This window comes from Pseudomonas sp. MTM4 (assembly GCF_019355055.1).
Lineage (GTDB): Bacteria > Pseudomonadota > Gammaproteobacteria > Pseudomonadales > Pseudomonadaceae > Stutzerimonas.
The window spans coordinates 1,064,522-1,089,126 of the sequence record NZ_CP048411.1; the positions used below are offsets into that span (position 1 = coordinate 1,064,522).

Below are 24,605 nucleotides of genomic sequence, written 5' to 3' on the forward strand. Positions count from 1 at the left end.
CCCCACAGCACGAGACGAACGAAACGGCATGGCTTTTCACTTTCCTCACCGGCAGGCTTCAGCGGCCATCGAATCCTTAACTGCATTTGCGCGGCGGGTCGATACCGCAGCCTTGCATAGGGCGCTCGCCGTTATGGGCAGCGTCGTACTTTTGAGCCTGGCCGGCTGCGGTAGCCGGCAGCCGGAAATACCGGCACCGCGTCCCGATGAGGTGCGGGCGAAAATCGTCCGTCTGATCCCCAGCGACATTCCGGGTCGCCAAGGCTGGGCCACTGACATCTACGCCTCGTTCGATGCGCTGGAAATTCTTCCGAGCGATGAAAATCTCTGTGCAGTGCTCGCGGTTACCGTGCAGGAGTCCACTTTTCAGGCCACGCCTCCAGTGCCTGGCCTGGCCAAGATTTCGCGTGAAGAGATTTATCGCCGCGCCGCACGCCTGCATGTTCCGCGCTTCGTGGTGAATGCTGCGCTGGATGTACGCTCGCCCAACGGAAAGACCTACAACGAGCGCTTGGATGCGGTGCGCACGGAAGAACAACTGAGCGCGATTTTCGATGACTTCATTGGCATCGTGCCGCTTGGCGAGCAGTTGTTCGGCACGCTCAACCCGGTCAAGACCGGCGGACCTATGCAGGTCAGCATCGCCTTCGCCGAAGCGCGCCGCTGGGAGTACCCCTTCGAGCACAAGGGCTCGATCCGCGACGAAGTATTCACTCGCCGGGGCGGCATGTACTTCGGTATCGCTCACCTGCTGGACTATCCCACCAGCTACACGCAGCCGCTCTATCGCTTCGCCGACTTCAATGCCGGCTGGTACGCCAGCCGCAACGCCGCGTTCCAGAATGCGGTGGCGCGGGCCAGCGGCAGCAAGCTGGCCCTCGATGGTGACCTGATCATTCACGGCAGCAGCAAGGCTGGGCAGACCGAGACGGCGGTACGATCACTGGCGGGCAAACTCGACATGAGCGAAACCGCGATACGCAACGCGCTGGAACGTGGCGACACCCACGGCTTCGAGAAAACTCGGCTCTACGAACGCGTGTATGAGCTAGCGGAGAAGCGCGCAGGCAAACCGCTGCCACGAGCGGTGCTTCCGGGCATCCGTCTCGAGAGTCCGAAAATCACCCGCAACCTGACCACCGCCTGGTTCGCCAACCGGGTCAACGACCGGCACCTGGCCTGCATGAGGCGCGCCCGCAATTGAGACATGCGAGCGCGGCACATTGGATTGTCGTGGCCATGCTCAGCCCAGCAGCCCCATGCCGACCAGTACGAACGCGCCGACTGTGACGATCAGTCCCAGGATCACCAGTAATCCATCCCGCGTGGTGATACCGAGGCCGAACAGCGCGATCGCCGCGAATGGCGCCGTGCTGGCAAACGGCATCAACTCCAGCGGCGGAACCGAAGTAGCGAGCAACACGCAAAGCACCGCGATCAGGCGCAGAAACCCCTTGCGGACGGCCCAACCGAGGCGTGCGCGGCTGATCTTGTCCAACCATCGCACGACCCGGCGCACTTTGTTCAGGCCCTTGTCGAGCTTCGCGCCGCTGACCGTGCGTTTGGCGAGGAAATCCGGCATCCAGAAATGGTCGCGCCCCATCAGCATCTGGATCGAGAACAACGCAACGATCAGAGCCAGCACCGTCGGCAGGCCGGGTATCCCGCCGACCGGGCTGATTTCGATGATTGCCGGAACGAACAGAAAAGGCCCAAAGCTACGGCGCCCGAGGCTGTCCTGAATCTCGCTGATGGTGACTTTGTCCTGCCTCTTGCCAAGCTCGATGATCCCGTCGATCACCTGCTCCAGACCCGCCTGCCCGCTCTGCTTGGCCTCAGTCATAGAAGGTTCTCTGCGTTACGTGGATGTCGCCGTAAGGTTTCATAAACCCTGTCGTTTTCAAAAGGCATTGGCTGTCAGGATATTTCCAGTCGTTGCCTTTGCGCCGAATTGTCCAGCGTAGCGGACGGTGTCTGGAAATCCGGACGGGCCATGAAATGGCCTGATGGGCTCTAGGTCGACCATCCGCGCATGGGGCGGCTCCCATCGATGTCCAGATTATTGGAGCGTGCTCGCCACTCCCGTGGTACGGGCATGGCAACACCTTGTTTTTCCTATGCTTTCTGCTCATGGCACAACATGCGCATGGCCCGCTTCGCTGCGGGATGTTCCGTCCGCGCGATTCCTTACAAAAACAAGATGGAAGGAAAAGCTATGAAGATCCGAGGTTTGCTTGCGATCACCGCAGCGATCGCCCTGAATACCGCCGTAATGCCCGCACAGGCGGGCACCGTCACCTCCGCTTCGCTCCCGGCCGGCAGTCATCCCGGTTCGCGGGAGCGCCAGTACCAGGTATATGTCCCTAGCGGGTTATCAACACCGGCCCCCATGGTGATGGCGCTCCACGGTTGCCGCCAGACCCAGGCCAACGCGCTCGACGAGTGGGGTTTGAAGGCGGCTGCGGACCAAAATGGTTTTATCCTGGTGACGCCCTTCATCACCAGCTACGACGGCCTGCGCAACCAGAACTGCTGGGGTTTCTGGTTCGACCAGCACCAGCATGAAGGTGCAGGCGAACCGCAGGATTTGGTGAGAATTGCCCAGGCGGTCGAGGCGCAGCACAGCATCGACACCAACCGGCGATTCATCACCGGCCTGTCGTCTGGCGGCGCGATGGCGGTTGTGGCGGCGACGACGCATAACGAGTACTGGGCCGCTGCGGCGAGCGCCGCCGGTCTGCCGTATGGTGAAGATGCCGCATCGGTTTCGTTGTCCGGCCAGTGCCCCGGCTATGCGACGTTTCATAATGTCGACCAGGTCGCCAACGACATGCGGGCGGAGCTGAACGACACCTACGCGATTCCGCTGATGGTGCTGCAGAGCAATAACGACTGCACCGTCATCCAGCCAGCCGGCCGCAACCTTCGCGACGCCCATCTGAAAGTATTCGGCGGCACCAGTCACGACACACCGGCCAAGGCCCAGCAGAGCCAGGCAGCCTGCAGCCCCCACCATCAGAACAACTACAACTGCCAGCACACCCGCTACGGGACAGGCGACGGGCGGTCCATCGTCGAGACGGTGTTCTTCAACGGCCCGCAGAACACGGCCAACACCACCGACACCAACCACGGACATTACTGGGTCGGCGGAACCAACGGCAGCGAAGGCCCTTGGGCGGTACGCGCCGGCCCGAGTTATCCAGACATCATCTGGGACTTCTTCAGTCGCCACGCCCGTGATGGCGGCGGCGAGAACGGTACGCCGAAGATTACCGTGCTGGGTGACAACCCGCTGAAAGTCGCACTGGGCCGGTCCTTCACCGATCCGGGTGCGACGGCCTCCGACCGCGAAGACGGCGACCTGACGGTTACGGCCGACTGTTCCAGCGTAGATACCAACACCGTTGGCGACTACAACTGCACCTATGAAGTAACCGATTCGGATAACAATACAGCCACCCGGACTCGCACTGTTTCGGTGTTCGACCCCAACGCACCGACCGCGACCTGCGAGGTTGCCAGCGCGTCGCCCAACGCTCATATCAGCGCCGGCCGTGCCGTCGCCGGAGGTATTTCCAGCCTGCGTGCGCTGTCTCTGACCGACCGTCAGGACATCGGTGGTTCCTTCGATACCTGGACGTCAGTCAAGCTGTACCAGGGCGAGCCGGGCACGTGGTATGCCGCAGAACCGGAGGCCTGTCGTGCCGGCGAAGGCGGGAACGACGGTCACACTTGCCAAGACTGGTACAGCACCAATCTTCAGCATTTGTCAGCCGGCCGGGCCTACTACCAAATGGGTTATTACACACAGGGTGGTGACGACGCGCTGGGTCAGATATCGGGTAGCAATGCCTGGGTTCGCGAATCCAGCCCAGGTCTATACGAAGCGGGCCAGTGCCCGTAACAGACGTCGCTGAAACTGGCTGGCCGCGTTGCTTTGGATAGTACGTGGCCAGCCATCTGCAAGAAGAGCGAAACCTTCATGCACTGCCCAACATACTTTCGATACAACTAGATCTATTAATTAATAGACATAAGCATATACTTAAAAACAATAACGCAATCAGTGCCAGTTAGTTCGGATTACGTTTCGCCCCAGGAATCCATGCCAACTTTTTAATCACATAAAAAAGCGGAGCTCGCTTAACGAGCTCCGCTTTACCGACTATTAGCTGATACTAGGAGTTACGGCCACCGCCGTGGCTGTTCTGGCCGCCCTTCTTGCCTGCTTCGGAGGCTTTCTCGCGATCGTTCGCGAAATTGCCGCCGCTATTCTGGCCACCTTTCTGGCCGGCCTCGGACGCCTTCTCGCGGTCGTTTGCGAAGTTACCACCGCTATTCTGGCCGCCTTTCTGGCCAGCTTCAGAAGCGCGCTGTGGGTCGTTGGCGAAATTGCCGCCGCTGTTATGACCGCCTTTTTGACCGGCTTCGGAAGCCTTCTCGCGATCGTTTGCAAAGTTACCCGGATTTCCGCTCTTATCATTCGACATGAGATCTATCTCCAGTGTGAATAAATGCTAAATAAACTGACGTCCGCAGTGCAGTCGCCTCCCTATCTCGGAGGGCGTCACGCACTTAAGAGTTCGAAAACAATCACGACAAACGATGAACGGTTTAAATAAGCCAAACGAAACCAAACGGCGAGACATGTCTATGCGATGACACTTTGTTAGTTGCATTTCAATAGCAACGAAACGGCAATACCAGAACTGATCAGCCTTTGCGTGTATACCCTCCTTTTTCCCCGCGTGGCATAGGCGTCTTCCGTACGGACCGTTCGTCCCTTGGCCAAGAGGTCGATGACGCTGTCAACAAGCTGTAACCCGCCGCAAGCATTCTCAGCATCAATGGAAAGCCGCGACGGCTGGCGCAAGGACGCGACTTTTTTCAAGGACCACCAACCACTCGGATTGAGCTATTGGAGGCCGCATGAACAGCAAAACCCTGGAAAATCTGGTGAAGCAGTCTGACCTGAGCGTCAATCAGCCGCTTGAGTTCTGGAAGCAACTGCAACGAGGCAAGAGCAGCTGTCGCCCGAGCGCCGCAGCGCTGGCCAGACGCGCCTCTCTGGATCTCGGCATGTGCGCGACGGGAAGATAGCCCTGCCGCATCCGCTGCCTTGCAATTGCTCGGGCAGCGGGCGGCACCGATCAACGGTGAGCCCACCGAGGTTCTCGCTTCTGCGTGAACGCTTGCATCCCTTCTTTCTGGTCCGCCGTGGCGAAGCTTGCGTGCAGCAGCCGGCGCTCGAATTTCACCCCTTGGTTCAAGGTGGTTTCAAACGCCAGATTGACGGCCTCCTTATTCAATTTCACCGCTACTTCCGAGTAGCCGGCAATCAGGGTCGCAATCTGCATGGCCTCTTCCAGCAGGGCGGCTGTCGGCACCACTCGGCTGACTAGCCCACAACGCTCGGCTTCTTCGGCACCCATGGTACGGCCCGTCAGGCACAGGTCCATCGCCTTGGCCTTCCCTACCGCACGGGTCAGTCGCTGGGTCCCGCCAGCCCCAGGCAAAGTGCCCAGCTTGATTTCGGGCTGGCCGAAACGCGCCGTTTCCGCCGCAATGATCAGGTCGCACATCATGGCCAACTCGCAGCCGCCTCCGAGCGCCAGCCCGGCGACCGCTGCGATGACCGGCTTGCGACAGCGCGTGACTTCCTCCCAGTTGGCTGTGACGACATCTTCCAGGTAAGCCTCGACGAATGTCTTGTGCTGCAGCTCGCCGATGTCTGCACCTGCGGCAAAAGCCTTTTCGTTGCCCGTGATGACCATTGCTCGGACCTCGCTATTGCTTTCAAACCGGCGCAACGCGGTGCCCAGTTCGGTCATCAGCCGATCGTTCAAGGCGTTGTGTACCTGTGGGCGATTCAATCGAATGAGCCCAACGGCACCGTGCCGCTCGGTCAAGATGTTGTTGTATTCCAAGAGCATTCTCCCGTTGTCCCGCTTTGCACAGGGCGTGGCTGAGCGGTATGCAACGAGTCTAGCTACGCCCAAAATAAAGACAACATATTGACATAGTTATCTATGCGATCTTATCTTCCATCTCAGCGATCAGCAGTTCCCTTCGCCCACGACAAGAACAACGCTACCCAAAACAAGAGGTGGTTTATCCATGAATATCACCGCAACGGTGTCAGCCGAACGCCGCGCATCGATGCTCGGATCCGGCGCCTGGAATGACATGATCATTACGGATTATCTAGACCAAGCCGTAGCCAGCGCAGCCGATTCCCCCGCCATCATCGCCTATCGCGTGAATCAAAATGAGCGCCGCGCGCTCAGCTATGCGGAGCTGAACCAAATCGTTAATCGCATGGCTGCCGGCCTGGCCTCGCTTGGCGTGAGCAAGGGAGAAGTGGTGTCCTGCCAACTTCCGAACTGGTGGCAGATGACCGCGCTGCACCTCGCCTGCGTGCGCATCGGCGCGGTGCTCAATCCGCTGATGCCGATCTTCCGCGAACGTGAGCTGCGCTTCATGCTCAGCTATGCCCAGAGCCGCGTGCTGGTCATCCCGCATTCCTTTCGCGGTTTCGACTATGCGGCGATGGTGGATAGCCTGCGCGGCGAGCTGCCTGCGCTCGAACATGTGCTGGTGATCGACAGCCAGGACGAAAACCGCTGTTTTCAACAGGTACTGTTGGATCGCGCCTGGGAAGAAGAACTCGATACCCAGGCGCTGTTCGCCGAGCGGCGACCGCACGGCGACGATGTCGTGCAGCTGCTCTATACCTCCGGCACCACGGGCGAGCCGAAGGGCGTTCTGCACAGCAGCAATACGCTGTGGAGCAATATTCGCCCCTATGCCGAGCGGCTGCATCTGGGCCGGGACGACATCGTCTTCATGGCCTCGCCGATGGCCCATCAGACCGGCTTTCTCTACGGCCTGATGATGCCCGTCTACCTGAGCGGCACTTGCGTACTGCAAGACGTATGGGACCCAGCATTCGCGGTTCAGGTCGCCAAGGCAGAGCGGCCAACCTTCACCATGGCCTCCACGCCGTTTCTGGCCGATCTGATCGAGGTCGCGCCTAAGCATCGGGAAGAATTGGCTTCACTACGCATCTTCGTCTCCGCCGGCGCGCCGATACCGAGCGCGCTGGTCGAGCGAGCCGGTGCCGCCATTAATGCCCGGATCGTTTCCGCCTGGGGGATGACCGAGAACGGCGCGGTGACCATGACGCCCCCGGAAGACGACCCGGAACGTGCCATCGGCACCGATGGCGTGGCGCTGCCTTATATGGAGGTGCGCGTCGTCGATGAACACAACGACCCGGTGCCGCACGGCACGGAAGGCAACCTCCTGGTGCGGGGCGCCAGTCTGTTCATCGGCTATCTGAAACGCCCTGATCTGTACGACGTGGATGAGCACGGCTGGTTTCCCACCGGGGATCTGGCGCGCATGGACACACAGGGCTACATCCGCATCACCGGCCGTACCAAGGACGTCGTAATCCGAGGCGGCGAGAACGTGCCAGTGGTAGAGATCGAAAACCTGCTCTACAAGCACCCGGCCATCTCCGCCGTGGCGCTGGTCGGTTGTCCCGATGCCCGTCTGGGCGAACGCCTTTGCGCCTACGTCACGCTGCATGAAGGCCATCAATCACTGAGCCTGCAGGACGTGGTCAGTTTTCTTCTCGAGCAAAAACTCACCCGCAACTACCTGCCTGAATACCTTGAAGTGCTCCCGGCATTGCCGCGCACGCCTTCAGGAAAAATCCAGAAATTCAAACTGCGCGAACAGGCCAAGGGCATCTGCCTCTCGGCGGGCCTGCCTGACACGTTTTCAACTGGAGTACGCACATGAAAGGCCTACGTGAAAAAACCGTGATCATCACCGGCGGCGGCGGCGGAATTGGCCGTGCCCTGTGCCTGCGTTTCGCCGCTGAGGGCAGCCGTGTCGCGGTGCTCGACCGCGACGCAGCGGCCGCTCAGACGACCGCTGAACTGATTGTCGAAGCGGCTGGCCAGGCCAAGGCCTACGCCGCCGACATCACCGACTACGCCGCGATCGTCGAGACGGTGAACCGTGTGGAAAGCGAACTGGGCGTGCCGACCATATTGGTCAACAACGCCGGTTTCGACCGTTTCATGCCGTTCCTCAAGACCGAACCCGGCACATGGCAGCAACTGATCGACATCAACCTGACCGGCGCGCTCAACATGCACCACGTGGTGCTACCGAAGATGCTCGAAGCCGGCGGCGGCAAGGTCATCAACATCGCCTCCGATGCCGCGCGTGTCGGCTCGTCCGGCGAGGCGGTCTACGCCGCCTGCAAGGCCGGATTGATTGGTCTGTCGAAGACTCTAGCTCGTGAGCTGGCGAGCAAGAACATCAATTTCAACGTGGTCTGCCCCGGCCCCACCGACACGGCGCTGCTAAAAAGCGTGGCGGCGACTTCCAACAACCCGGAAAAACTGCTCGAAGCCTTCAAGAACGCCGTACCCAAGCGTCGCCTCGGCCAGCCGGAAGACTATCCAGGCATCGTCTGTCTACTCGCCAGCGACGACGCCGATTTCATCACCGGACAGGTCATCAGCGTGTCCGGCGGCCTGACCATGGCCGGCTAAACAGGAGACTCATCATGAATTACGAAGACATTCTCTACACCGAAAACGACGGCGTCGCGACCATCACCATCAACCGCCCGGACCGTTACAACGCCTTTCGCGGCCAGACCTGCATGGAGTTGATCGACGCCTTCAACCGCGCAGGTTGGAACAAGTCCGTTGGCGTTATCGTCTTCACGGGCGCTGGCGACAAAGCGTTCTGCACCGGTGGCGACCAGAGCGCTCATGCGGGCCAGTACGACGGCCGCGGGCTGATCGGCCTGCCGGTCGAGGAATTGCAGCGGCTGATTCGCGAGGTGCCCAAGCCGGTCATCGCGCGTGTCAACGGCTTCGCCATTGGTGGCGGGCATGTGTTGCACGTGGTCTGCGATCTCAGCATCGCCTCGGATCAGGCCGTCTTCGGTCAGGTCGGGCCCAAAGTCGGCTCGGTCGATCCCGGCTTCGGCACCGCCTACCTGGCGCGTGTCATCGGTGAAAAGCGCGCCCGGGAAATCTGGTATCTGTGCCGCAAGTACAGCGCTCAGCAGGCGCTGGAATGGGGGCTGGTGAATGCCGTGGTGCCGCACGAGGAGCTTGATGCGGAAGTACAGAAATGGTGCAACGAGATTCTCGAGAAGAGCCCCACCGCCCTCTCCATCGCCAAGCGCTCGTTCAATGCCGACAGCGAAAACATCGCCGGCATCGGCGGGCTCGGCATGCAGGCGCTGAGTCTGTATTACGACACCGACGAGGCCAAGGAAGGCACCGCCGCGTTCAAGGAAAAACGCAAGCCGGACTTCCGCAAGTTCTACAAATAACGCGGCGTATTCGGCCTCGCGGGACGCTCCGGGAACCGGGGCGCCCGGCCGAATCTATCGAACAGCGGCGCAGCAGTGCTGGAGAACCTTATGAATTTCGCCTTCAACGAACAACAAAACGCCATCCGCGATAGCGTCGCTCGCTTCAGTGCCGAAGTGCTCGCTCCCGGCTATCGCCAACGCGACCAGACGGGCGTCATCGAGCGTGAAGTCATCCAGCAAATGGGCGACATGGGCCTGCTCGGCGGCGAGCTGCCGGAGCAGTATGGCGGCAGCGGCCTGGACTGCGTGACCGCCGGAATCATCATCGAAGAAATTTCCCGTGGCGACTTCAATGTCGGCTACATCCCGTTGCTGGCCTCGCTCAACGGCCAGATCATCAGCCAGCACGCCAGCCCGGAACTGGCTGGCGAATGGCTGAACGAGATCACTGCCGGGCGTCGGATCGTCTGCATTGCGCTGACCGAACCCAGCGGGGGTTCCGACGCGGCAAGCTTACGCATGAAAGCCGAAAACAGGGGCGACACCTACATTCTGAACGGCGAGAAAACCTCCATTTCCATGGCCGACCAAGCGGACGTCGCGGTCGTGTTCGCCCGCACCGGCACTCAGGAGTCGCGCGCTAACGGCATCAGCGCTTTCCTCGTACCCATGAACCTGCCCGGTATCAGCACCACCCGCTTTGAAGATGCCGGACAGCGCGCCATCGGACGTGGCTCGATCTTCTTCGACAATGTCGAGGTGCCCGCCAGCCATCGGCTGGGTGACGACGGCAAAGGTTTCAAGCAGGTCATGCAGGGTTTCGACTACAGCCGCGCACTGATTGGCCTGCAATGCCTCGCGGTGGCTCAGCAATCGCTGGACGAAACCTGGCAGTGGCTCACCGAAAGACAGGCGTTCGGCCAGCAATTGGCGGCGTTTCAGGGATTGACTCACCCGCTCGCCGAGTACCAGACCTACGTGCAGGCGGCTCGTCTGCAATGCTTCTACGCATTGTGGTTGAAAGATTCCGGTCAGCGGCACAATGCCGAAGCCGCGATGAACAAATGGTGGGCACCGAAACTGGCGTTCGATGTGGTCAAACAGTGCATGCTCGCCCACGGCCACACCGGATGGGGCGAGGATCTGCCCTTCGCTCAGCGTATGCGTGACGTGTTGGGGCTACAGATTGGTGACGGCACGGCGCAGATCATGAAAAATATCATCGCCCGCGAATACCTGCCCCGATAACCCCGCCCTCATGCCGGCTGCGCATCGCCGCCTTCCTCCATGGGTCGCAAGGAAACGAAATGACCGCGATTGAAACCAAGAGCATTCCCAACCGGCTTTTCTTCCGGTTGTTTCAAACCGGCAACGTATTGCAGCGACAGGTGCAGAAAGAGATGGGCATTAGCACCGTGCAATGGGCCGTGCTTGGAGCTTTATCGCGGCCAGGCTACGAGGATGGCATTTCGTTCAATCAGCTCACCGAGTATCTGGTGGTCAGCCGCCAGAGCCTGGACGGTGTACTCAAGCGCATGGAGCGCGATCATCATGTGCAGCGCGTGCCGCATCCGGACGATGGGCGCGCACGGCTGGTCAGACTGACCGCTCAAGGCCAAGCCTATTGGGACACACTGCAGGTACGCATCCAGGAGTTCTATGAGCAAGGGCTGAAGGGCTTCAGCTTCGATGACAGCGTCAACTTTCTGCACTACCTGGGTAAGCTGCAAGCCGATCTCGGAGCCATCGCCCTGGGACAGATTGAAAACGGCGATATATCGACGGCACCCGCCAGCGAGCCGTGAGAAGCCGGCGCTAATCGGCCCGTGGCCTGCGCTCCTGCTTCAGCAGCAGCCATACGATCGCCAGGCTGGCAAATGCCATGGCCGCTGCACCGAGAAAGATGCTCTGCATACCGATGTAAACGGCCAACGCCCCCATGATCGCGCCGGACAACCCTAGTGCCAGATCGAAGAACATGGCGAACACGCTGAGTCCCGAACTGCGGTTGGCGACCCCAACACGCGACACCACCCCTACGCCCAACGCCGGATAGAGCAAGGACAGGCCGCATCCGGTCAGCGCCGACCCGGCCAGTGCAACGCCCGGAGCCTCGGCGAGCCAAAGCATAACCAGGCCAAGAATCTCCACGGCTAAACAGATCACCGCGACGGAGTAGCCGCCCACTCGGTTGATCAGATTGGGAAATAGTAGCCGTGTCCCGATGAAGGCGAAGGCGAAGGCCGTCAGGCACCAGGCGGCCCCATCCCAACCTCGCGCGTTGTAATACAGCGCAATGAAAGCCGTTAACGTCCCGTAGCCGATGGTGGCCAACGCCAGACCGATGCCAGGCGGCGCGACCTTCCACAACACCTTACCGAACGGCAGCCGCTCCCCCGGATTGAGCGGCGCATCGTCCCGTCGCCAAGCCAGCGCCAAGCCGAGCGCAGCCAACAGCATGGTCACCGCCCCCAGACTCCACAGCCCCAGCGATTGAGCAAGAAACACACCCAGCGGCGCGCCGATACCGACGCCGCCATAAGCCGCGATACCGTTCCAGGAAATCATACGTGCCGTGCTTTGCGGTCCGAGACGGGTGATGCCCCAGCTGATAGCGGAAATACCGATCAAGCTTTGCGTGAAGCCCAGGACGAGCCGGCTCATGACCATCACGCCGATACCCACCATCGGCCAGGATTCGAGCAATGCTGAAATCAGTAGCAGCACACCACTGACAAGCCCGGACACCATGCCGGTCAGCACGGTTTTCTTCGCGCCCCGCTCATCCGCAAGGCGCCCAGCCAAGGGACGGCAGAGCAAGGTAGTGAGGTACTGAGCACCGATGACGATGCCCGCGACGGCAGTGCTGAAACCTAGATTTTCGTGGATATAGGCCGGCAGCGATGCGAGTGGGATGCCGATCGAAATGAAGGAAATGAAGTTGAAGACAACTAGCGACAGGATGAAAAACGTGTCGTTGGCGGAAGATTTTGCAGTGGGCATCGATTCGCCTGTCGAGGTGATGAAACGCGAGTTAGGTGACAAGGCCGGGAGTGCTATCCAGACAGTGGCACGGAAGGCTCAATCACAGAAAAGCGAACTCATCATACAACCGTTGCGCGCTGGTGACACCAGCGCGTCAGGCAGACTTCACACTCGCCGCAACCCTCGGTCGGCGCCATTGCGGCAATCCAATCAGCACTACGGCGCTTACGATGACCGTCATCGCCAACCACTCCTCTGCACCGATCCGCTCGCCGGCAAAGGTGATGCCCAGCAGTACCGCAACCACCGGATTGACATAGGCGTAGCTGGTGGCCGCGGCAGGTCGTACGTGTTTGAGCAGGTAGAGATAAGCGCTGAACGCGACGATGGAGCCAAACAACGTCAAATAGCCAAGCGCAAGCCAGCCGGCGAAATCAGGTGCCTGGTGCATGCGTTCACCGCTCGCGGCGCTGCCGAGAAGCAATACCACTCCGCCGACAAGCATCTGCGCAGCGCTCGCCATCGCGCCGCCCGGCAGGCTGAGATGCCGGCTCCACATCGAGCCGAACGCCCAGCTCGCCGCCGCGATCAGCACCAGCATTGCGCCCAATGGACTGGCTTGCAGGTTATGACCGAGATTGAGCAGGCCGATTCCGATCAGCCCGAGCAGAATGCCGCCCCACTCCAGCCCAGCGGTGCGTTGGCCCCAGATCAGCCCGAACAGCAATGCGAACAGCGGCACCGTCGCGATCGCAAGCGCAGCCACTGCCGAGGCTACGCCCAGATGCTCGGCAATGGTCACGCCACCGTTACCGCAGCTGAGCAGCAGGAAACCGACAATGGCGCATGAGCGCCACTCTTTGGCCGTCGGCACAGGCACACCGCGCCAGCGCAGCCAAGCGAACATCAAACCACCGGCAATGACGAAACGCAGCCCGGCAAGCAGCATCGGCGGCCACGATTGCACGCCCACCTTGATCACAAAATAGGTCGAGCCCCAGATCAGATAGAGCGCGAGGAAAGCACCCACGAGCAACAACGATGAGCGGCGCGAAGACATGAGAACGACCATGGCGCGGACATTTGAGCAGCCATTCTAGATAGCCGCAGCGAGGACAATAAGCACAGAGAGCATTTTGTTTAGCGGTGCAGTTTCCCGGGTTCGTCCCGGCCACCTGGCCGAGCCGGAGGGATCATCGGTACTGAGGCTCGGCTTGGTGAGCGATTCCGACCCGGTCTCGCTCATACAAAAATGGTCTTACAGACGGACACCAAACTCGCAAGCAGACCGGCTCGTTGTTGAGGCGCATATCTAAATTGAGCCTGGTCTCCGCATGAAGTTACGGGCTTTTCAACAATGTGAAACGGGGATGAAGCAAGACGTGACGCACCGTCGTTGTGGTCTGGCGTTGGAAGCAACCGTGCCGCTCATTGCAGAAACGCAAGAAAGGCTTGGGCGAGCAGTTGAGGGAGGCGAACAGGATGACGGCAATGCCCGCAGGATCTGCGGTTTTGCTATGAGCGAGCACCTTAGCGATCGTGATGGTTGCCCGAACTGGGCAGCGCAGGAGGGAGGAGTCAGAGTGCTGTTTGGTCACCGTCCAAGGCCTCAAGACCAAGGACGGTGAAGAGCCGAATACCCATTTGATGAACCATAAGGCCGTTCTACCTGAGGAACAGCCTTATGGCACTGGGCTTCGTGAAGTCAGATACGAATCAACGAACCTGTGCTTCGACTTCGGCCTCTACACGGCGGTTGATCTGACGACCTTCGTCGGTGCTGTTGTCGGCAACCGGACGAGCTTCACCATAACCGACCGAGTCAACACGCTGGCTTTCAACACCGTATTGATTGACCAGGACTTCGCGAACAGCCTGAGCACGACGCTCGGACAGGCGTTGGTTGTACTGATCGGTACCGACGGAGTCAGTGTGACCTTCAACGGTCGTGCTGGTCTGCGGGTACTGTTGCATGAAGTCAGCCAAGTTCTTGATGTCGCTGTAGCTTTCTTCGCGTACGCGGGCCCTGTCAAAGTCGAACTTGACGTCGAGCTCAACGCGAACCAGTTCTGGTTCCGGCTCTGGCTCGTTGTCGACGATCGGAGCCGGCGCGGGCTCAGGAGTAGGCTCGACTTGGGCAACCTGTTGCTGCGCACCGCCACCAAAGTTCAGACCAACGCCTACACCAGCCATCCACTCGCTGTCACCAGCATCGATGTTGTGCATGCCGTCAACGCTGGCTTTGGCGAAGAAGTTCTCGGTGAAGTAATACTTCAGACCGGCACCAATGTTCGCGAAGGTGCTGTGGTTACGACCGCTACGATCAGCCTGGCCGATACTCTGGTGAGCCATACCAGCGGAGACGTAAGGCCGCAGTCCGACACCCGGCTGACCGAAGTGGTAGGCCGCATCGAGGGAGGTCAGGCTACCCTTGATGTTCTTGTGGCCGCCGCCCGCTACCGGATCGTCCGAAGTGACGTCGTGATACTCACCATAGGACAGGCCCAGGGAGACGTCGTCGGTGAGAAAATAGCTGACGCCAGCGCCATAAAGCTCGCCTTCGTCTTCGAAGCCACGGGCGCTGTCGGAGAAGTAGTGCTTGCCGAATGCTTCCACCTCTACTGCACCCTGCCCTTGGGCAAGCGCGCTAAGCGAAGTGGCTGCAACCATAGAGCTAATTACAACGCCCAAGGTGTTTTTAAGTTTCATCCGTAAATCCCCATCTGGTGGTGAGTATCAGAACAATCTAAGGAAACCGGCTGTCTGTAGGCCCAAGCTGTTCGCTATCAATATGACAGCTTGTTGCCGTTAAGTTTCAGTGATTCCCGAAAATTTTTCGCGCAGCTTATCCAGTGCGCGCTTGTATCGCATCTTCGTTGCGCTTAAACCCATGTGCATAATATCGGCAATTTCCTGAAACTCGAGCTCCGCTACGAAACGCAGAACCAGAATCTCCCGATCAATTTGGTTCACATGAACCAGCCACTTGTCTAGCCCCGCCTTTTCCTCGATGTTCGGCGCTTTTTCCTCGGAAGCTTCTTCGACCGGATCGAGACTTAGCGCATCAAGTAAGCGCCGCTTGCGCCGCTCTTTTCGATACTGGGTAATGCACTCATTGTAGGTAATGCTGTACAGCCAGGTCTTGAACTTTGACTTGCCCTCAAAGTTCTTCAAACCGTACAAAACCTTGAGCATTACTTCTTGGCAAACATCATCCGCGTCTCGGTCGTTTCCCAAGTAACGAGCACATACATTGAAAAGAGTACGCTGATACCTTCGCATCAGCTCTTCGTAAGCACGCGTTATATGGAACAGCTCGGCATGGGCACGCTGCACCAGCTCTTCATCGGAAAGCTGGCGCGGATCGTAGCTCGTGGTAGATGGATGGGTTTTAGTCAAGACGCTTCGAACCGGCAAAAGTCGTGGCCGCCGTTCACGGTAGACATCGAAAAGGGGCGGCGCACTTTAGCAGATTACCGGGCCTAACGGCTGCTTACGCGCTGCTCCAGCAGCACTCTATTTGCGACCGAGACCAGCTCACCTTCATCGGTGAGCAACAAGGTCTTGGCTGTGCCGATCTCTTCTATTTCGCCTTCCAGCTGCGATCCCTCAAGACGTACCCGCTGGCCGACTTCATAGAGTTCGCGAACATAAATGCCTGCAAGGATCTGGCTGACCAGTTCACGGCTCCCGAGGCCCAGCGCCAGCGCTGCGGCCAAACCAACGGATATCAGAGCAATCGCGATCACATAGTTGAGCAGCTCGGTTTTGACTTCGAGCTGACCGATTGCGACCGAAATAATGATGATGATCACCAGCCCCTGAGCGATCCGCGCGAGCCCGCTGGCATACTCGAGACCAACACCCTCTGCAGCGCCACGAACCAAGCCATTGACCAACTGGGCCAGCAGCACGCCGACAAGCAGAATCACTCCTGCGCCGAAGACCTTCGGGACATACAGCGCGAGCATATCGAGTGTCGCGGAAACTCGAGCGAGACCCAGAGATTCGGCAGCTGATACAAGGAAAATCAACAGCACGAACCAATAGACGATCTTTCCGATCAGGGCCGATATCGGCAGGCGAATCCCGGCACGCCCAAGCAACTTGGTTACCCCGGTGCCGGCAACGAGTCGGTCCACACCCACCTTCGCCAGAACCTTGGATAGCAAGGTGTCCAACAACTTGGCAACCACAAAGCCGACGGCTACGACCAGTAACGCGCCAAACAAACGCGGTATGAACGCAGCAACAGGAGCCCAAAGCGCGCTCATCGCACCCAGCAAGCTCTGGCTCCAGGGATCGAGTTCCATGATCAGTCAGCCCTATCGAAAGAAGAAGAATGGGACGAAGAACGGCGGCGCGCGACAGTCGAGGTGTGTGGCGCACCGCTGCTGAGAGCAATCAGCACGGCCTGCACACAATGGCCCATCAGACCGAACAGGTCGCCAGCGCCAACCTGGCGGTTGGCGGTCTTCAACACGCGATCCAGACAAGCGTCGTCATCATGTGCGGTCTGGGCGTTAAGCATGTCACGCAAGGATTCTTCAAAAGGATCGCGCATGGTTACCTCCCTACAGTCCGATCTAGACGGCATATCGCCATGGCGGGTCACATTTGTCACGCATCCCGCCGCAACCCCATGCGGACTTTCGGAATTCCTGCCGCGCTAACGTCGAACAGCCGGCGAGGATGCATTCAGCCTGATGCTCTGTCTTGCTTGGGAAGAAGATGGGAGCACTTACTTTCTTCTTCCCAGAAACGCTGAAGGCCCCGGAAACGGGGCCTTCACGTGCGATATGGCGGAGGAGGTGAGATTCGAACTCACGGAAGAGTTTCCCCTTCGACGGTTTTCAAGACCGTTGCATTCAACCGCTCTGCCACTCCTCCGCAGAGAGCGGGCGCAATAGTACCGGAACGAAACACACTGTCAAACTCTGTTGTTAGGCTGCAACAAAAGCTCTGCTATGATCCGAGTCAATTCGCCTCAGGCTGAAGACATCTACAGGAGTGTCGCAATGCTCAAGCAACAGTACGCATCTACGCACACGCAGGTTGAACAACGGGAAGTCAGCCGCGTCTTGCGCAACACCTATAGCCTTCTGGCTCTGACCCTCGGTTTCAGCGCCCTGGTCGCCTACATGGCCATGCAGGCCAATGCGGCCTACCCGAACATCTTCGTGGTGCTGATCGGCTTCTATGGCCTGTTCTTCCTCACAGCGAAGCTGCGCAATTCGGCCTGGGGTCTGCTTTCAACTTTCGCGCTGACCGGGTTCATGGGTTATACGCTCGGCCCGATTCTCAACATGTATCTGGGTACCGCCAACGGTGGTGAACTGATCGCCTCGGCGCTATCGATGACGGCGCTGGTGTTCTTCGGTCTGTCCGCCTTCGTGCTGATCACCCGCAAGGATATGAGTTTCCTCAGCGGCTTCATCACCGCCGGGTTCTTCGTCCTGCTGGGCGCGATGGTCGCAAGCTTCTTCTTCCAGATCAGCGGCCTGCAGCTGGCGATCAGCGCTGGCTTCGTACTGTTCTCCTCGGTCTGCATCCTCTACCAGACCAGCGCCATCATCCATGGCGGCGAGCGCAACTACATCATGGCCACCATCGGTCTGTACGTTTCGCTGTACAACCTGTTCATCAGCCTGCTGCAGCTGATGGGTATCATGGGTGGCGACGACTGATAGTCGCTCTTCGAATCAGCCCGCTTCGGCGGGCTTTTTCGTTTCTGCAGCTGGCGTATCATGTCGCCCAGTTAGCAAGGTGCACCATGAAATTCGTAATCGCTCTGTTTTCACCCGCCCACTCCCCCGCTTCGCGGCGCGCGTTGCGCTTCGCCGAGGCCGTACTGGCCGGTGGGCACGAGATAACCCGGCTGTTTCTCTATCAGGACGGCGTGCACAGTGCCTCGGCCAATATCGTGACTGCCCAGGATGAGTTCGACCTGGCCGGTGAATGGGAGCGTTTCGTTCGTAGCCATGCGCTCGACGGCGTCGTCTGCATCGCCGCAGGCTTACGCCGGGGCGTACTGGACGAACACGAAGCCAAACGCCATTCGCGCCCCGCTGCGAACCTCTTGCCCGCCTGGGAGCTTTCCGGCCTGGGCCAGCTGCACGAAGCGGCGCAACAAGCCGATCGCCTCGTCTGCTTCGGAGGTCACTGATGGCGCGCTCGATGCTGATCATCACCCGGCAATCGCCCTGGTCCGGGCCATCGGCGCGCGAAGCGCTGGATATCGCGCTGGCCGGCGGCGCCTTCGAGCTGCCCCTGGGCCTGCTGTTTCTCGACGATGGTGTGTTTCAGCTGGTGCAGGCACAGCAAGCAGCGCAGCTGCAGCAGAAGGATCTAACGGCCAACCTGCAGGCATTGCCCATGTTCGGCGTCGACTCATTGTATGCAGCCCAGCGCAGCCTCCAGGAACGCGGCTTGGACCAGAACGCGCTGTCGCTACCGGTAGAAGTACTGGACGACACCGCCCTGCGCGCCCTCATCAACCGCTACGACCAGGTGATAACGCTCTAATGGCCACCTTGCACCTGCTTTCGCACTCCCCTTTCGCCGATAGCCGCCTGGCCAGCTGTCTGCAACTGCTCTCGGCGGAGGATGCCCTGCTGCTCAGTGGCGATGCCGTTTATGCGCTGCAGGCCGGCACGGCCCAGCGACAGGCCCTGGACTTGATGCCTGTCAGCATTATGCTGTTCGCACTGGAGGAAGATGTCGTCGCGCGCGGCCTGGCGACGCTGCCCGAGCGCTTGCAAACGATCGACTATGCCGGCTTCGTCGAACTCTGCTGTCGCTATGACAGGGCCAATGCCTGGCTATGAATGCTCTGATCGTCAACGGCCGGCCCATCGAGGTCGACCAGGAAGGCTACCTGACCGACCTGAACGACTGGAGTGAGCCGGTGGCCGAGGCCCTCGCTCGACAGGAAGGCCTGGCGCTGGAAGATGAGCACTGGGAAATCCTGCAACTGTTACGCGCCTTTTATGGTGAATTCCAGCTGTCACCTGCAACGCGCCCACTGATCAAATACACCGCCTTGAAACTGGGGCCCGACAAGGGCAACAGCATGCACCTCAATCGTCTATTCAAAGGCACACCCGCCAAGCTCGCAGCCAAGCTGGCAGGCCTGCCGAAACCGAGCAACTGCATATGAGCACCGTCACGCCAGCAGAACATCCCTTCGCCGTTTTCGTGCGGATTCTCGGCAAGGGCAAGCGCGGCGCACGCGACCTGACCCGCGAGGAAGCGCGTCAAGCCATGGGCATGCTACTCGATGGCGAAGTCGAAGATACCCAGCTCGGTGCGTTCCTGATGCTGCTGCGCCACAAGGAGGAAAGTGCCGAAGAACTCGCCGGTTTCACCGAAGCCGTTCGTGAGCGAATTCAGGCGCCCGTCATTGCCACGGATATCGACTGGCCGACCTACGCCGGCAAGAAGCGGCATCTGCCCTGGTATCTACTTGCCGCGAAATGTCTGGCGCAGAATGGCGTTCGCATCCTGATGCATGGCGGCGGCGCCCACACCGCTGGGCGCATGTATACCGAGCAGTTGCTCGAGTTGCTCGGCATCACCCGCTGCGAAGACTGGGAAACGGTCGCCGCTACGTTGGATCGCGGCGAGGTGGCCTTCATGCCGTTGCGTGCCTGGATGCCCGTGCTGCAGCGAATGATCGATCAGCGCAACGTGCTCGGGCTGCGCTCGCCGATTCACTCGCTGGCGCGCATTCTCAACCCGCTCGGCGCCCGTTGCGGCCTGCAGAGCATCTTCCACCCCGGCTACCAGGCCAATCACCGCGAAGCCAGCCGCCTGCTGGGCGACACCGCAATCGTCATCAAGGGCGAAGGCGGCGAAATCGAAGTCAACCCGGACGGCATTGCTCACCTGTACGGAACCGAAACCGGCTCCAGCTGGGATGAGGACTGGCCGGCCCTGTCGCCGCAGCGTCACGTAAAGCCCGCACAGCTGGACCCGCAGCATCTGCTGGCTGTGTGGAATGGCACCGAGGACGCCTATGGTGAACTGGCCGTCGTGGCGACCATGGCGTTGGCCCTGCGCGGCCTGGGTCAGACTCGAGAACAGGCATTCGCGCAGGCAAGGCAGTATTGGCAGCACAGGAACTCATCGAACTGAACGATGGATTTGTCCAGCCATTAGCAGGCTGTTGAAAACGTAGGCGAGGCGGGCAAGACGAGGCAAAAACAGCCGAAGAAGCGGAGTTTAGGTGTTGTAAATGAGCATTCTGAGGCTGTTTTTAACGAAGTATTGCCAACGCAGGTAGTTTTTCAACGGTCTGTTAGGTTCCATCCATCGAACCTTGTCCCCTAGAGTGCCCCTAACGCTCATAACGAGGAGGCAGTCATGGGACTTCTGGTCGATGGTCAGTGGCAGGATCGGTGGTACGAAAACAGCGATGACGGCGAGTTCCAGCGCGAACAGGCCCAACGTCGCGACTGGGTGACCGCAGACGGCTCGCCCGGTCCCGATGGTCGGCCGGCGGTCAAGGCCGAAGCCGGGCGCTATCACCTCTATGTTTCGCTCGCCTGTCCCTGGGCCCACCGCACGTTGATCTACCGCAAGCTCAAGCAGCTCGAACCATTGATCGACGTATCGGTGGTCAGTTGGTTGATGGCCGAGCATGGCTGGACCTTCGACAGGAGCACCGGCTCCAGCGGTGATGCGCTCGATGGGCTGCAGTATCTCCACCAGCGCTACATCATCGATGATGACAGCTACACCGGCCGCGTGACGGTGCCGGTGCTCTGGGATCGCCAACAGCAGCGGGTCGTCAACAACGAATCATCCGAGCTGATCCGTATTTTCAACAATGCCTTCGACGGATTGACCGGCTCGAAACTGGATCTTTGCCCCGAACCACTGCGCGCGGAAATCAACGACCTCAACGCGCGGATCTACCCCAGAGTAAACAACGGCGTCTACCGTGCCGGATTCGCCACCACGCAGAAGGCCTACGAAGCGGCCTTCAACGAAGTCTTCAGCGAACTGGATTGGCTGGAGCAGCGCCTGGCGGAGCGGCGCTACCTGACCGGTGAATTCCTCACCGAGGCGGACTGGCGGCTCTTCACCACCATCGTCCGCTTCGACGCCGTCTATCACGGCCACTTCAAGTGCAACCTGCGGCGGATCGAGGATTATCCGAACCTGTCGAACTGGCTACGCGAGCTCTATCAATGGCCGGGTATCGCCGAAACCGTCGATTTCACCCACATCAAGAGCCATTACTACGCAAGCCATCGTCAAATCAACGCCAACGGCATCGTTCCCAAGGGCCCGCAGCTGTCGCTGGACCGCGCACATGATCGCGAACGACTGCCCGGCAAGGGTATCTGGTCGCGCTGATTTACTCCGGTTTGGCCATGCCCTCGAACCAGGCCAGTTTGTCGCGAAGCGTCACGACCTCACCGACGATCACCAGTGTCGGTGCCTGGACCTGCTCGCTCGCGACGAGCTCGGGTAGATCACCCAGCGTTCCGGTAAACACCCGCTGATTGCTGGTGGTGCCCTGCTGGATCAGCGCCGCCGGCGTATCGGCGCCGCGGCCATGAGCGATCAGTTGCTGACAGATCACCGGCAAGCCAACCAGGCCCATGTAGAACACCAGGGTCTGGCTCGGCGCGACCAGGTCGGCCCAGGGCAGATCGCAACTGCCGTCCTTGAGATGCCCTGTGACGAAACGGACCGATTGCGCGTAATCACGATGAGTCAGGGGTATACCGGAATAGGCTGCGCAACCGCTGGCGGCGGTAATGCCCGGCACGACCTGGAAGGGAATACCGTTGGCCGCCAGCTCTTCGATCTCCTCGCCGCCACGACCGAAGATGAAGGGGTCACCACCTTTCAGACGCAGCACTCGCTTGCCTTGCAGTGCCAGCGTTACCAATTGCTGGTTGATTTGCTCCTGTGGGACGGCATGATCGGCGCGCTGCTTGCCTACGTAGATGCGATCGGCATCACGCCGGCACATGTCGAGAATCGCGGGTGCCACCAGCCTGTCGTAGAGCACCACGTCCGCTTGCTGCATCAGGCGCAGGGCGCGGAAAGTGAGCAGATCGGGGTCGCCTGGGCCGGCACCGACCAGATAGACCTCGCCCAGGCTTCGAGGGGCCGCGCCTGACAGTTTGGCCTGTAGCAGCCGTTCGGCTTCTAGTTCCTGTCCGGCGAGCGCGCGCTCAGCGATGGTCCCCTGAAAAACGTCCTCCCAGAACACCCGACGCTGCTGCACATCTGGCAACAACGCCTTGACCTGGGCACGGAATTTCTTCGCCAACCCGGCCAGCTGTCCGTACGCCGAGGGAATCCAGGTTTCGATCCGTGCGCGAACCAGGCGCGCCAGCACCGGTGCGTCGCCGCTACTGGAGACGGCAATCATCAGTGGCGAGCGGTCGACGATGGCCGGGAAAATCACCGTGCACAGTTCGGGGGAATCCACCACATTTACCGGAATGCCGAGTGCCTTTGCATCTCGTGACACCAGCGCGTTGAGCGGCTCGTCATCGGTGGCGGCTACCGCCAGGACACAGCCAGCTAGATCGTCGCTCGCATAACCACGCTTGAAGGAATGCCCGCCGCTCTGCTGCAACAATTTGGCCAGCTGTGCCTCAATTTGGGGCGCCACCACACGCAGCACCGCGCCCGCTTCGGATAACAGCCGCGCCTTGCGCAGTGCGATATCGCCACCGCCGACGATCAGCACCAAGCGGCCCTTGAGGTTGTGGAACAGCGGCAAGAAATCCATCAGTGAATCCTGGTGTCCATGAAGGTAAGGGCCATCTCAGCCGTTACGCCGATGGTGGCCCTTGTCGGGAATCAAGGAGTCCGGATCGAGCCCTGAAGCAGCGCATATCGGGGCAATTTACCGCACCGGCAGCACCTCAGGACCGCCGGAATCGGCCTTTCAGCCGATGACCTCGATGCCGGCCATGTAAGGCTTCAGCACCTCCGGCACACGTACACTGCCGTCCGCCTGTTGGTAGTTCTCCAGCACCGCCACCAGGGTACGACCCACCGCAAGACCGGAACCGTTGAGCGTATGCACCAGCTCGGGCTTGCCGGTTTCCGGGTTGCGGTAGCGTGCCTGCATACGGCGTGCCTGAAAGTCGCCGCAGTTGGAGCAGGAGGAAATTTCACGGTACTTGTCCTGGCTCGGCACCCAAACCTCCAGGTCGTAGGTCTTGGTCGCACCAAAACCCATGTCGCCGGTGCACAGCGCCAGCACCCGATAAGGCAGTTCCAGCAGTTGCAGCACCTTCTCAGCGTTCGCCGTCAGGTTTTCCAGCGCCTCGAAGGACTGGCTCGGCTCGACGATCTGTACCATCTCGACCTTGTCGAATTGATGCTGACGGATCATGCCGCGCGTATCGCGGCCGGACGCACCTGCCTCGCTGCGGAAGCACGGCGTATGGGCGACGAACTTCAGGGGCAGCTGCTTGGCATCGAGAATCTCGCCGGCGACGATGTTGGTCAGCGACACTTCCGCCGTCGGGATCAGATAGAAATCGGCCTCGCCTTCGCGGCTGATCTTGAACAGGTCCTCTTCGAACTTGGGCAGCTGGCCAGTGCCCTGCAGCGCCGGCGCCTGGACCAGATAGGGGGTGTAGGCCTCTTCGTAGCCATGCTCACGGGTGTGCAGGTCGATCATGAACTGCGCCAGTGCACGGTGCAGGCGGGCGATCGGCCCGCGCATCAGGGCAAAGCGCGCACCGGAGAGTTTGGCGGCGGTCTCGAAATCCAGCCAGCCATGCTGCTCGCCCAAGGCGACATGATCCTGAACGGGGAAATCGAATGTGGCCGGCGTACCCCAGCGACGCACCTCGACGTTCTCGTCCTCATCCTTGCCCACCGGCACCGACTCATGCGGCAGGTTCGGCAGCGTCAGCATCAGTTGGTCCAGTTCGGCCTGGATGCCTTCGAGCTCCTGCTTGCCAGCGTCCAGCTCGGAAGCCATGCGATCTACATCGGCGAGCAGCGGAGCGATGTCTTCGCCGCGCTGCTTGGCCTGGCCGATGGATTTGGAGCGAGCGTTGCGCTCGGCCTGCAGCTGCTCGGTGCGGGTCTGCACGGTCTTGCGCTGCGCTTCCAGCGCCTCGATACGCGCCACGTCCAGCTGATAACCGCGGGTAGCCAGGCGATCGGCAACGTCTTGCAGCTGTGTGCGTAGCAGTTTCGAATCAAGCATGGTGAGTCTCGTCTGTGAAAGCTTTGAGGAAAGGCAAAGAGGAAGCGGAGTTTACTGCGATAGCGG

At 60.1% G+C, this 24,605-nt stretch carries 25 protein-coding genes, 1 tRNA gene and 3 pseudogenes; 15 read left to right on the top strand and 14 right to left on the bottom strand.

What is annotated here, in order from left to right; translation table 11 throughout:
* Positions 1 to 133 precede the first annotated feature (133 nt).
* Complete coding sequence (locus GYM54_RS04730) at positions 134 to 1,204, top strand: DUF1615 domain-containing protein (RefSeq protein WP_181104341.1); 1,071 nt, start codon at positions 134 to 136, stop codon at positions 1,202 to 1,204.
* Between the two features lie 39 nt (positions 1,205 to 1,243).
* On the opposite strand, the gene GYM54_RS04735 is transcribed toward GYM54_RS04730, so the two are convergent.
* Positions 1,244 to 1,843 (bottom strand): exopolysaccharide biosynthesis protein, encoded by a 600-nt coding sequence (locus GYM54_RS04735; RefSeq protein WP_197445178.1) that lies wholly within the window; start codon positions 1,841 to 1,843, stop codon positions 1,244 to 1,246.
* Between the two features lie 372 nt (positions 1,844 to 2,215).
* Here GYM54_RS04735 and GYM54_RS04740 point away from each other — a divergent pair, with 372 nt between their 5' ends.
* Entirely contained in the window at positions 2,216 to 3,907 is a 1,692-nt protein-coding gene (locus GYM54_RS04740) for a PHB depolymerase family esterase (protein WP_231752178.1), read from the top strand.
* Positions 3,908 to 4,181: 274 nt separating this feature from the next.
* Here the strand turns inward: GYM54_RS04740 and GYM54_RS04745 are convergent, their stop codons facing one another.
* On the bottom strand, positions 4,182 to 4,493 hold the full coding sequence (locus GYM54_RS04745; RefSeq protein WP_019339525.1) for a general stress protein: 312 nt from the start codon (positions 4,491 to 4,493) through the stop codon (positions 4,182 to 4,184).
* A gap of 439 nt (positions 4,494 to 4,932) precedes the next feature.
* On the opposite strand from GYM54_RS04745, the gene GYM54_RS04750 reads away from it, so the two are divergent.
* Positions 4,933 to 5,103 carry a hypothetical protein gene (locus tag GYM54_RS04750; RefSeq protein WP_165914266.1) on the top strand — a complete coding sequence of 57 codons (171 nt, stop codon included), beginning with the start codon at positions 4,933 to 4,935 and terminating at the stop codon, positions 5,101 to 5,103.
* A 50-nt stretch (positions 5,104 to 5,153) separates the two neighbouring features.
* Here GYM54_RS04750 and GYM54_RS04755 read toward each other — a convergent pair whose 3' ends face one another.
* Entirely contained in the window at positions 5,154 to 5,930 is a 777-nt protein-coding gene (locus GYM54_RS04755; RefSeq protein WP_131651656.1) for an enoyl-CoA hydratase, read from the bottom strand.
* Between the two features lie 190 nt (positions 5,931 to 6,120).
* Here GYM54_RS04755 and GYM54_RS04760 point away from each other — a divergent pair, with 190 nt between their 5' ends.
* The 5 genes from GYM54_RS04760 (at position 6,121) to GYM54_RS04780 (ending at position 11,160) form a co-directional block, all read left to right on the top strand.
* The gene (locus GYM54_RS04760; RefSeq protein ID WP_197445180.1) at positions 6,121 to 7,812 is read left to right on the top strand and encodes an AMP-binding protein; all 1,692 of its coding nucleotides are present in this window, start codon (positions 6,121 to 6,123) and stop codon (positions 7,810 to 7,812) included.
* Positions 7,809 to 8,576, top strand: coding sequence for an SDR family NAD(P)-dependent oxidoreductase (locus tag GYM54_RS04765; RefSeq protein ID WP_197445181.1), 768 nt, complete (start codon positions 7,809 to 7,811; stop codon positions 8,574 to 8,576). Before GYM54_RS04760 ends, GYM54_RS04765 begins: the two co-directional genes overlap by 4 nt.
* A gap of 14 nt (positions 8,577 to 8,590) precedes the next feature.
* Positions 8,591 to 9,373 (top strand): enoyl-CoA hydratase-related protein, encoded by a 783-nt coding sequence (locus GYM54_RS04770; protein ID WP_197445182.1) that lies wholly within the window; start codon positions 8,591 to 8,593, stop codon positions 9,371 to 9,373.
* A 90-nt stretch (positions 9,374 to 9,463) separates the two neighbouring features.
* Positions 9,464 to 10,603 carry a cyclohexanecarboxyl-CoA dehydrogenase gene (gene aliB, locus GYM54_RS04775; RefSeq protein WP_197445183.1) on the top strand — a complete coding sequence of 380 codons (1,140 nt, stop codon included), beginning with the start codon at positions 9,464 to 9,466 and terminating at the stop codon, positions 10,601 to 10,603.
* A gap of 59 nt (positions 10,604 to 10,662) precedes the next feature.
* Entirely contained in the window at positions 10,663 to 11,160 is a 498-nt protein-coding gene (locus tag GYM54_RS04780) for a MarR family winged helix-turn-helix transcriptional regulator (protein WP_197445184.1), read from the top strand.
* Between the two features lie 10 nt (positions 11,161 to 11,170).
* Here GYM54_RS04780 and GYM54_RS04785 read toward each other — a convergent pair whose 3' ends face one another.
* The 9 genes and pseudogenes from GYM54_RS04785 to GYM54_RS04815 form a co-directional block, all read right to left on the bottom strand.
* Positions 11,171 to 12,358, bottom strand: coding sequence for an MFS transporter (locus GYM54_RS04785; protein WP_197445185.1), 1,188 nt, complete (start codon positions 12,356 to 12,358; stop codon positions 11,171 to 11,173).
* A 136-nt stretch (positions 12,359 to 12,494) separates the two neighbouring features.
* Entirely contained in the window at positions 12,495 to 13,400 is a 906-nt protein-coding gene (gene yedA, locus GYM54_RS04790) for a drug/metabolite exporter YedA (RefSeq protein WP_197445186.1), read from the bottom strand.
* A gap of 656 nt (positions 13,401 to 14,056) precedes the next feature.
* Positions 14,057 to 15,049 (bottom strand): OmpA family protein, encoded by a 993-nt coding sequence (locus GYM54_RS04795; RefSeq protein ID WP_131651664.1) that lies wholly within the window; start codon positions 15,047 to 15,049, stop codon positions 14,057 to 14,059.
* 99 nt (positions 15,050 to 15,148) lie between these two features.
* Positions 15,149 to 15,739, bottom strand: a complete 591-nt coding sequence (gene sigX / locus GYM54_RS04800) for an RNA polymerase sigma factor SigX (protein ID WP_131651665.1) — start codon at positions 15,737 to 15,739, stop codon at positions 15,149 to 15,151.
* Positions 15,740 to 15,822: 83 nt separating this feature from the next.
* Positions 15,823 to 16,317, bottom strand: a pseudogene (locus GYM54_RS21955) (mechanosensitive ion channel domain-containing protein); the annotation flags it as partial.
* Positions 16,314 to 16,364: pseudogene (locus GYM54_RS21960) on the bottom strand (hypothetical protein); the annotation flags it as partial. The pseudogenes GYM54_RS21960 and GYM54_RS21955, both read right to left, overlap by 4 nt.
* A 118-nt stretch (positions 16,365 to 16,482) precedes the next feature.
* Positions 16,483 to 16,653: pseudogene (locus GYM54_RS21965) on the bottom strand (mechanosensitive ion channel family protein); the annotation flags it as partial.
* A 2-nt stretch (positions 16,654 to 16,655) separates the two neighbouring features.
* Positions 16,656 to 16,904: a CrfX protein gene (locus GYM54_RS04810; RefSeq protein WP_131651667.1), complete on the bottom strand. Its 249-nt coding sequence runs from the start codon at positions 16,902 to 16,904 to the stop codon at positions 16,656 to 16,658.
* A gap of 236 nt (positions 16,905 to 17,140) precedes the next feature.
* Positions 17,141 to 17,230: transfer RNA gene (locus tag GYM54_RS04815), tRNA-Ser, on the bottom strand.
* Between the two features lie 128 nt (positions 17,231 to 17,358).
* On the opposite strand from GYM54_RS04815, the gene GYM54_RS04820 reads away from it, so the two are divergent.
* From GYM54_RS04820 to GYM54_RS04850, 7 genes are all read left to right on the top strand, one after another.
* Positions 17,359 to 18,027 (top strand): Bax inhibitor-1/YccA family protein, encoded by a 669-nt coding sequence (locus GYM54_RS04820; protein WP_181104362.1) that lies wholly within the window; start codon positions 17,359 to 17,361, stop codon positions 18,025 to 18,027.
* 86 nt (positions 18,028 to 18,113) lie between these two features.
* A complete protein-coding gene (tusD, locus tag GYM54_RS04825; RefSeq protein ID WP_181104364.1) occupies positions 18,114 to 18,506 on the top strand; it encodes a sulfurtransferase complex subunit TusD in 393 nt (130 codons plus the stop codon).
* Positions 18,506 to 18,865, top strand: a complete 360-nt coding sequence (tusC, locus tag GYM54_RS04830) for a sulfurtransferase complex subunit TusC (RefSeq protein ID WP_197445187.1) — start codon at positions 18,506 to 18,508, stop codon at positions 18,863 to 18,865. Before tusD ends, tusC begins: the two co-directional genes overlap by 1 nt.
* Positions 18,865 to 19,167, top strand: coding sequence for a sulfurtransferase complex subunit TusB (gene tusB / locus GYM54_RS04835; protein ID WP_181104370.1), 303 nt, complete (start codon positions 18,865 to 18,867; stop codon positions 19,165 to 19,167). The genes tusC and tusB overlap by 1 nt, the downstream gene beginning before the upstream one ends.
* Complete coding sequence (locus GYM54_RS04840) at positions 19,164 to 19,499, top strand: TusE/DsrC/DsvC family sulfur relay protein (protein WP_181104372.1); 336 nt, start codon at positions 19,164 to 19,166, stop codon at positions 19,497 to 19,499. The genes tusB and GYM54_RS04840 overlap by 4 nt, the downstream gene beginning before the upstream one ends.
* Positions 19,496 to 20,476, top strand: coding sequence for a glycosyl transferase family protein (locus GYM54_RS04845; RefSeq protein ID WP_197445188.1), 981 nt, complete (start codon positions 19,496 to 19,498; stop codon positions 20,474 to 20,476). Before GYM54_RS04840 ends, GYM54_RS04845 begins: the two co-directional genes overlap by 4 nt.
* 228 nt (positions 20,477 to 20,704) lie before the next feature.
* A complete protein-coding gene (locus tag GYM54_RS04850; RefSeq protein ID WP_197445189.1) occupies positions 20,705 to 21,703 on the top strand; it encodes a glutathione S-transferase family protein in 999 nt (332 codons plus the stop codon).
* 1 nt (position 21,704) lies between these two features.
* Here the strand turns inward: GYM54_RS04850 and cysG are convergent, their stop codons facing one another.
* Both cysG and serS read right to left on the bottom strand, forming a co-directional pair.
* Positions 21,705 to 23,099, bottom strand: a complete 1,395-nt coding sequence (gene cysG / locus GYM54_RS04855) for a siroheme synthase CysG (protein WP_197445190.1) — start codon at positions 23,097 to 23,099, stop codon at positions 21,705 to 21,707.
* A gap of 159 nt (positions 23,100 to 23,258) precedes the next feature.
* The gene (gene serS, locus GYM54_RS04860; RefSeq protein WP_197445191.1) at positions 23,259 to 24,539 is read right to left on the bottom strand and encodes a serine--tRNA ligase; all 1,281 of its coding nucleotides are present in this window, start codon (positions 24,537 to 24,539) and stop codon (positions 23,259 to 23,261) included.
* Positions 24,540 to 24,605: the final 66 nt, after the last annotated feature.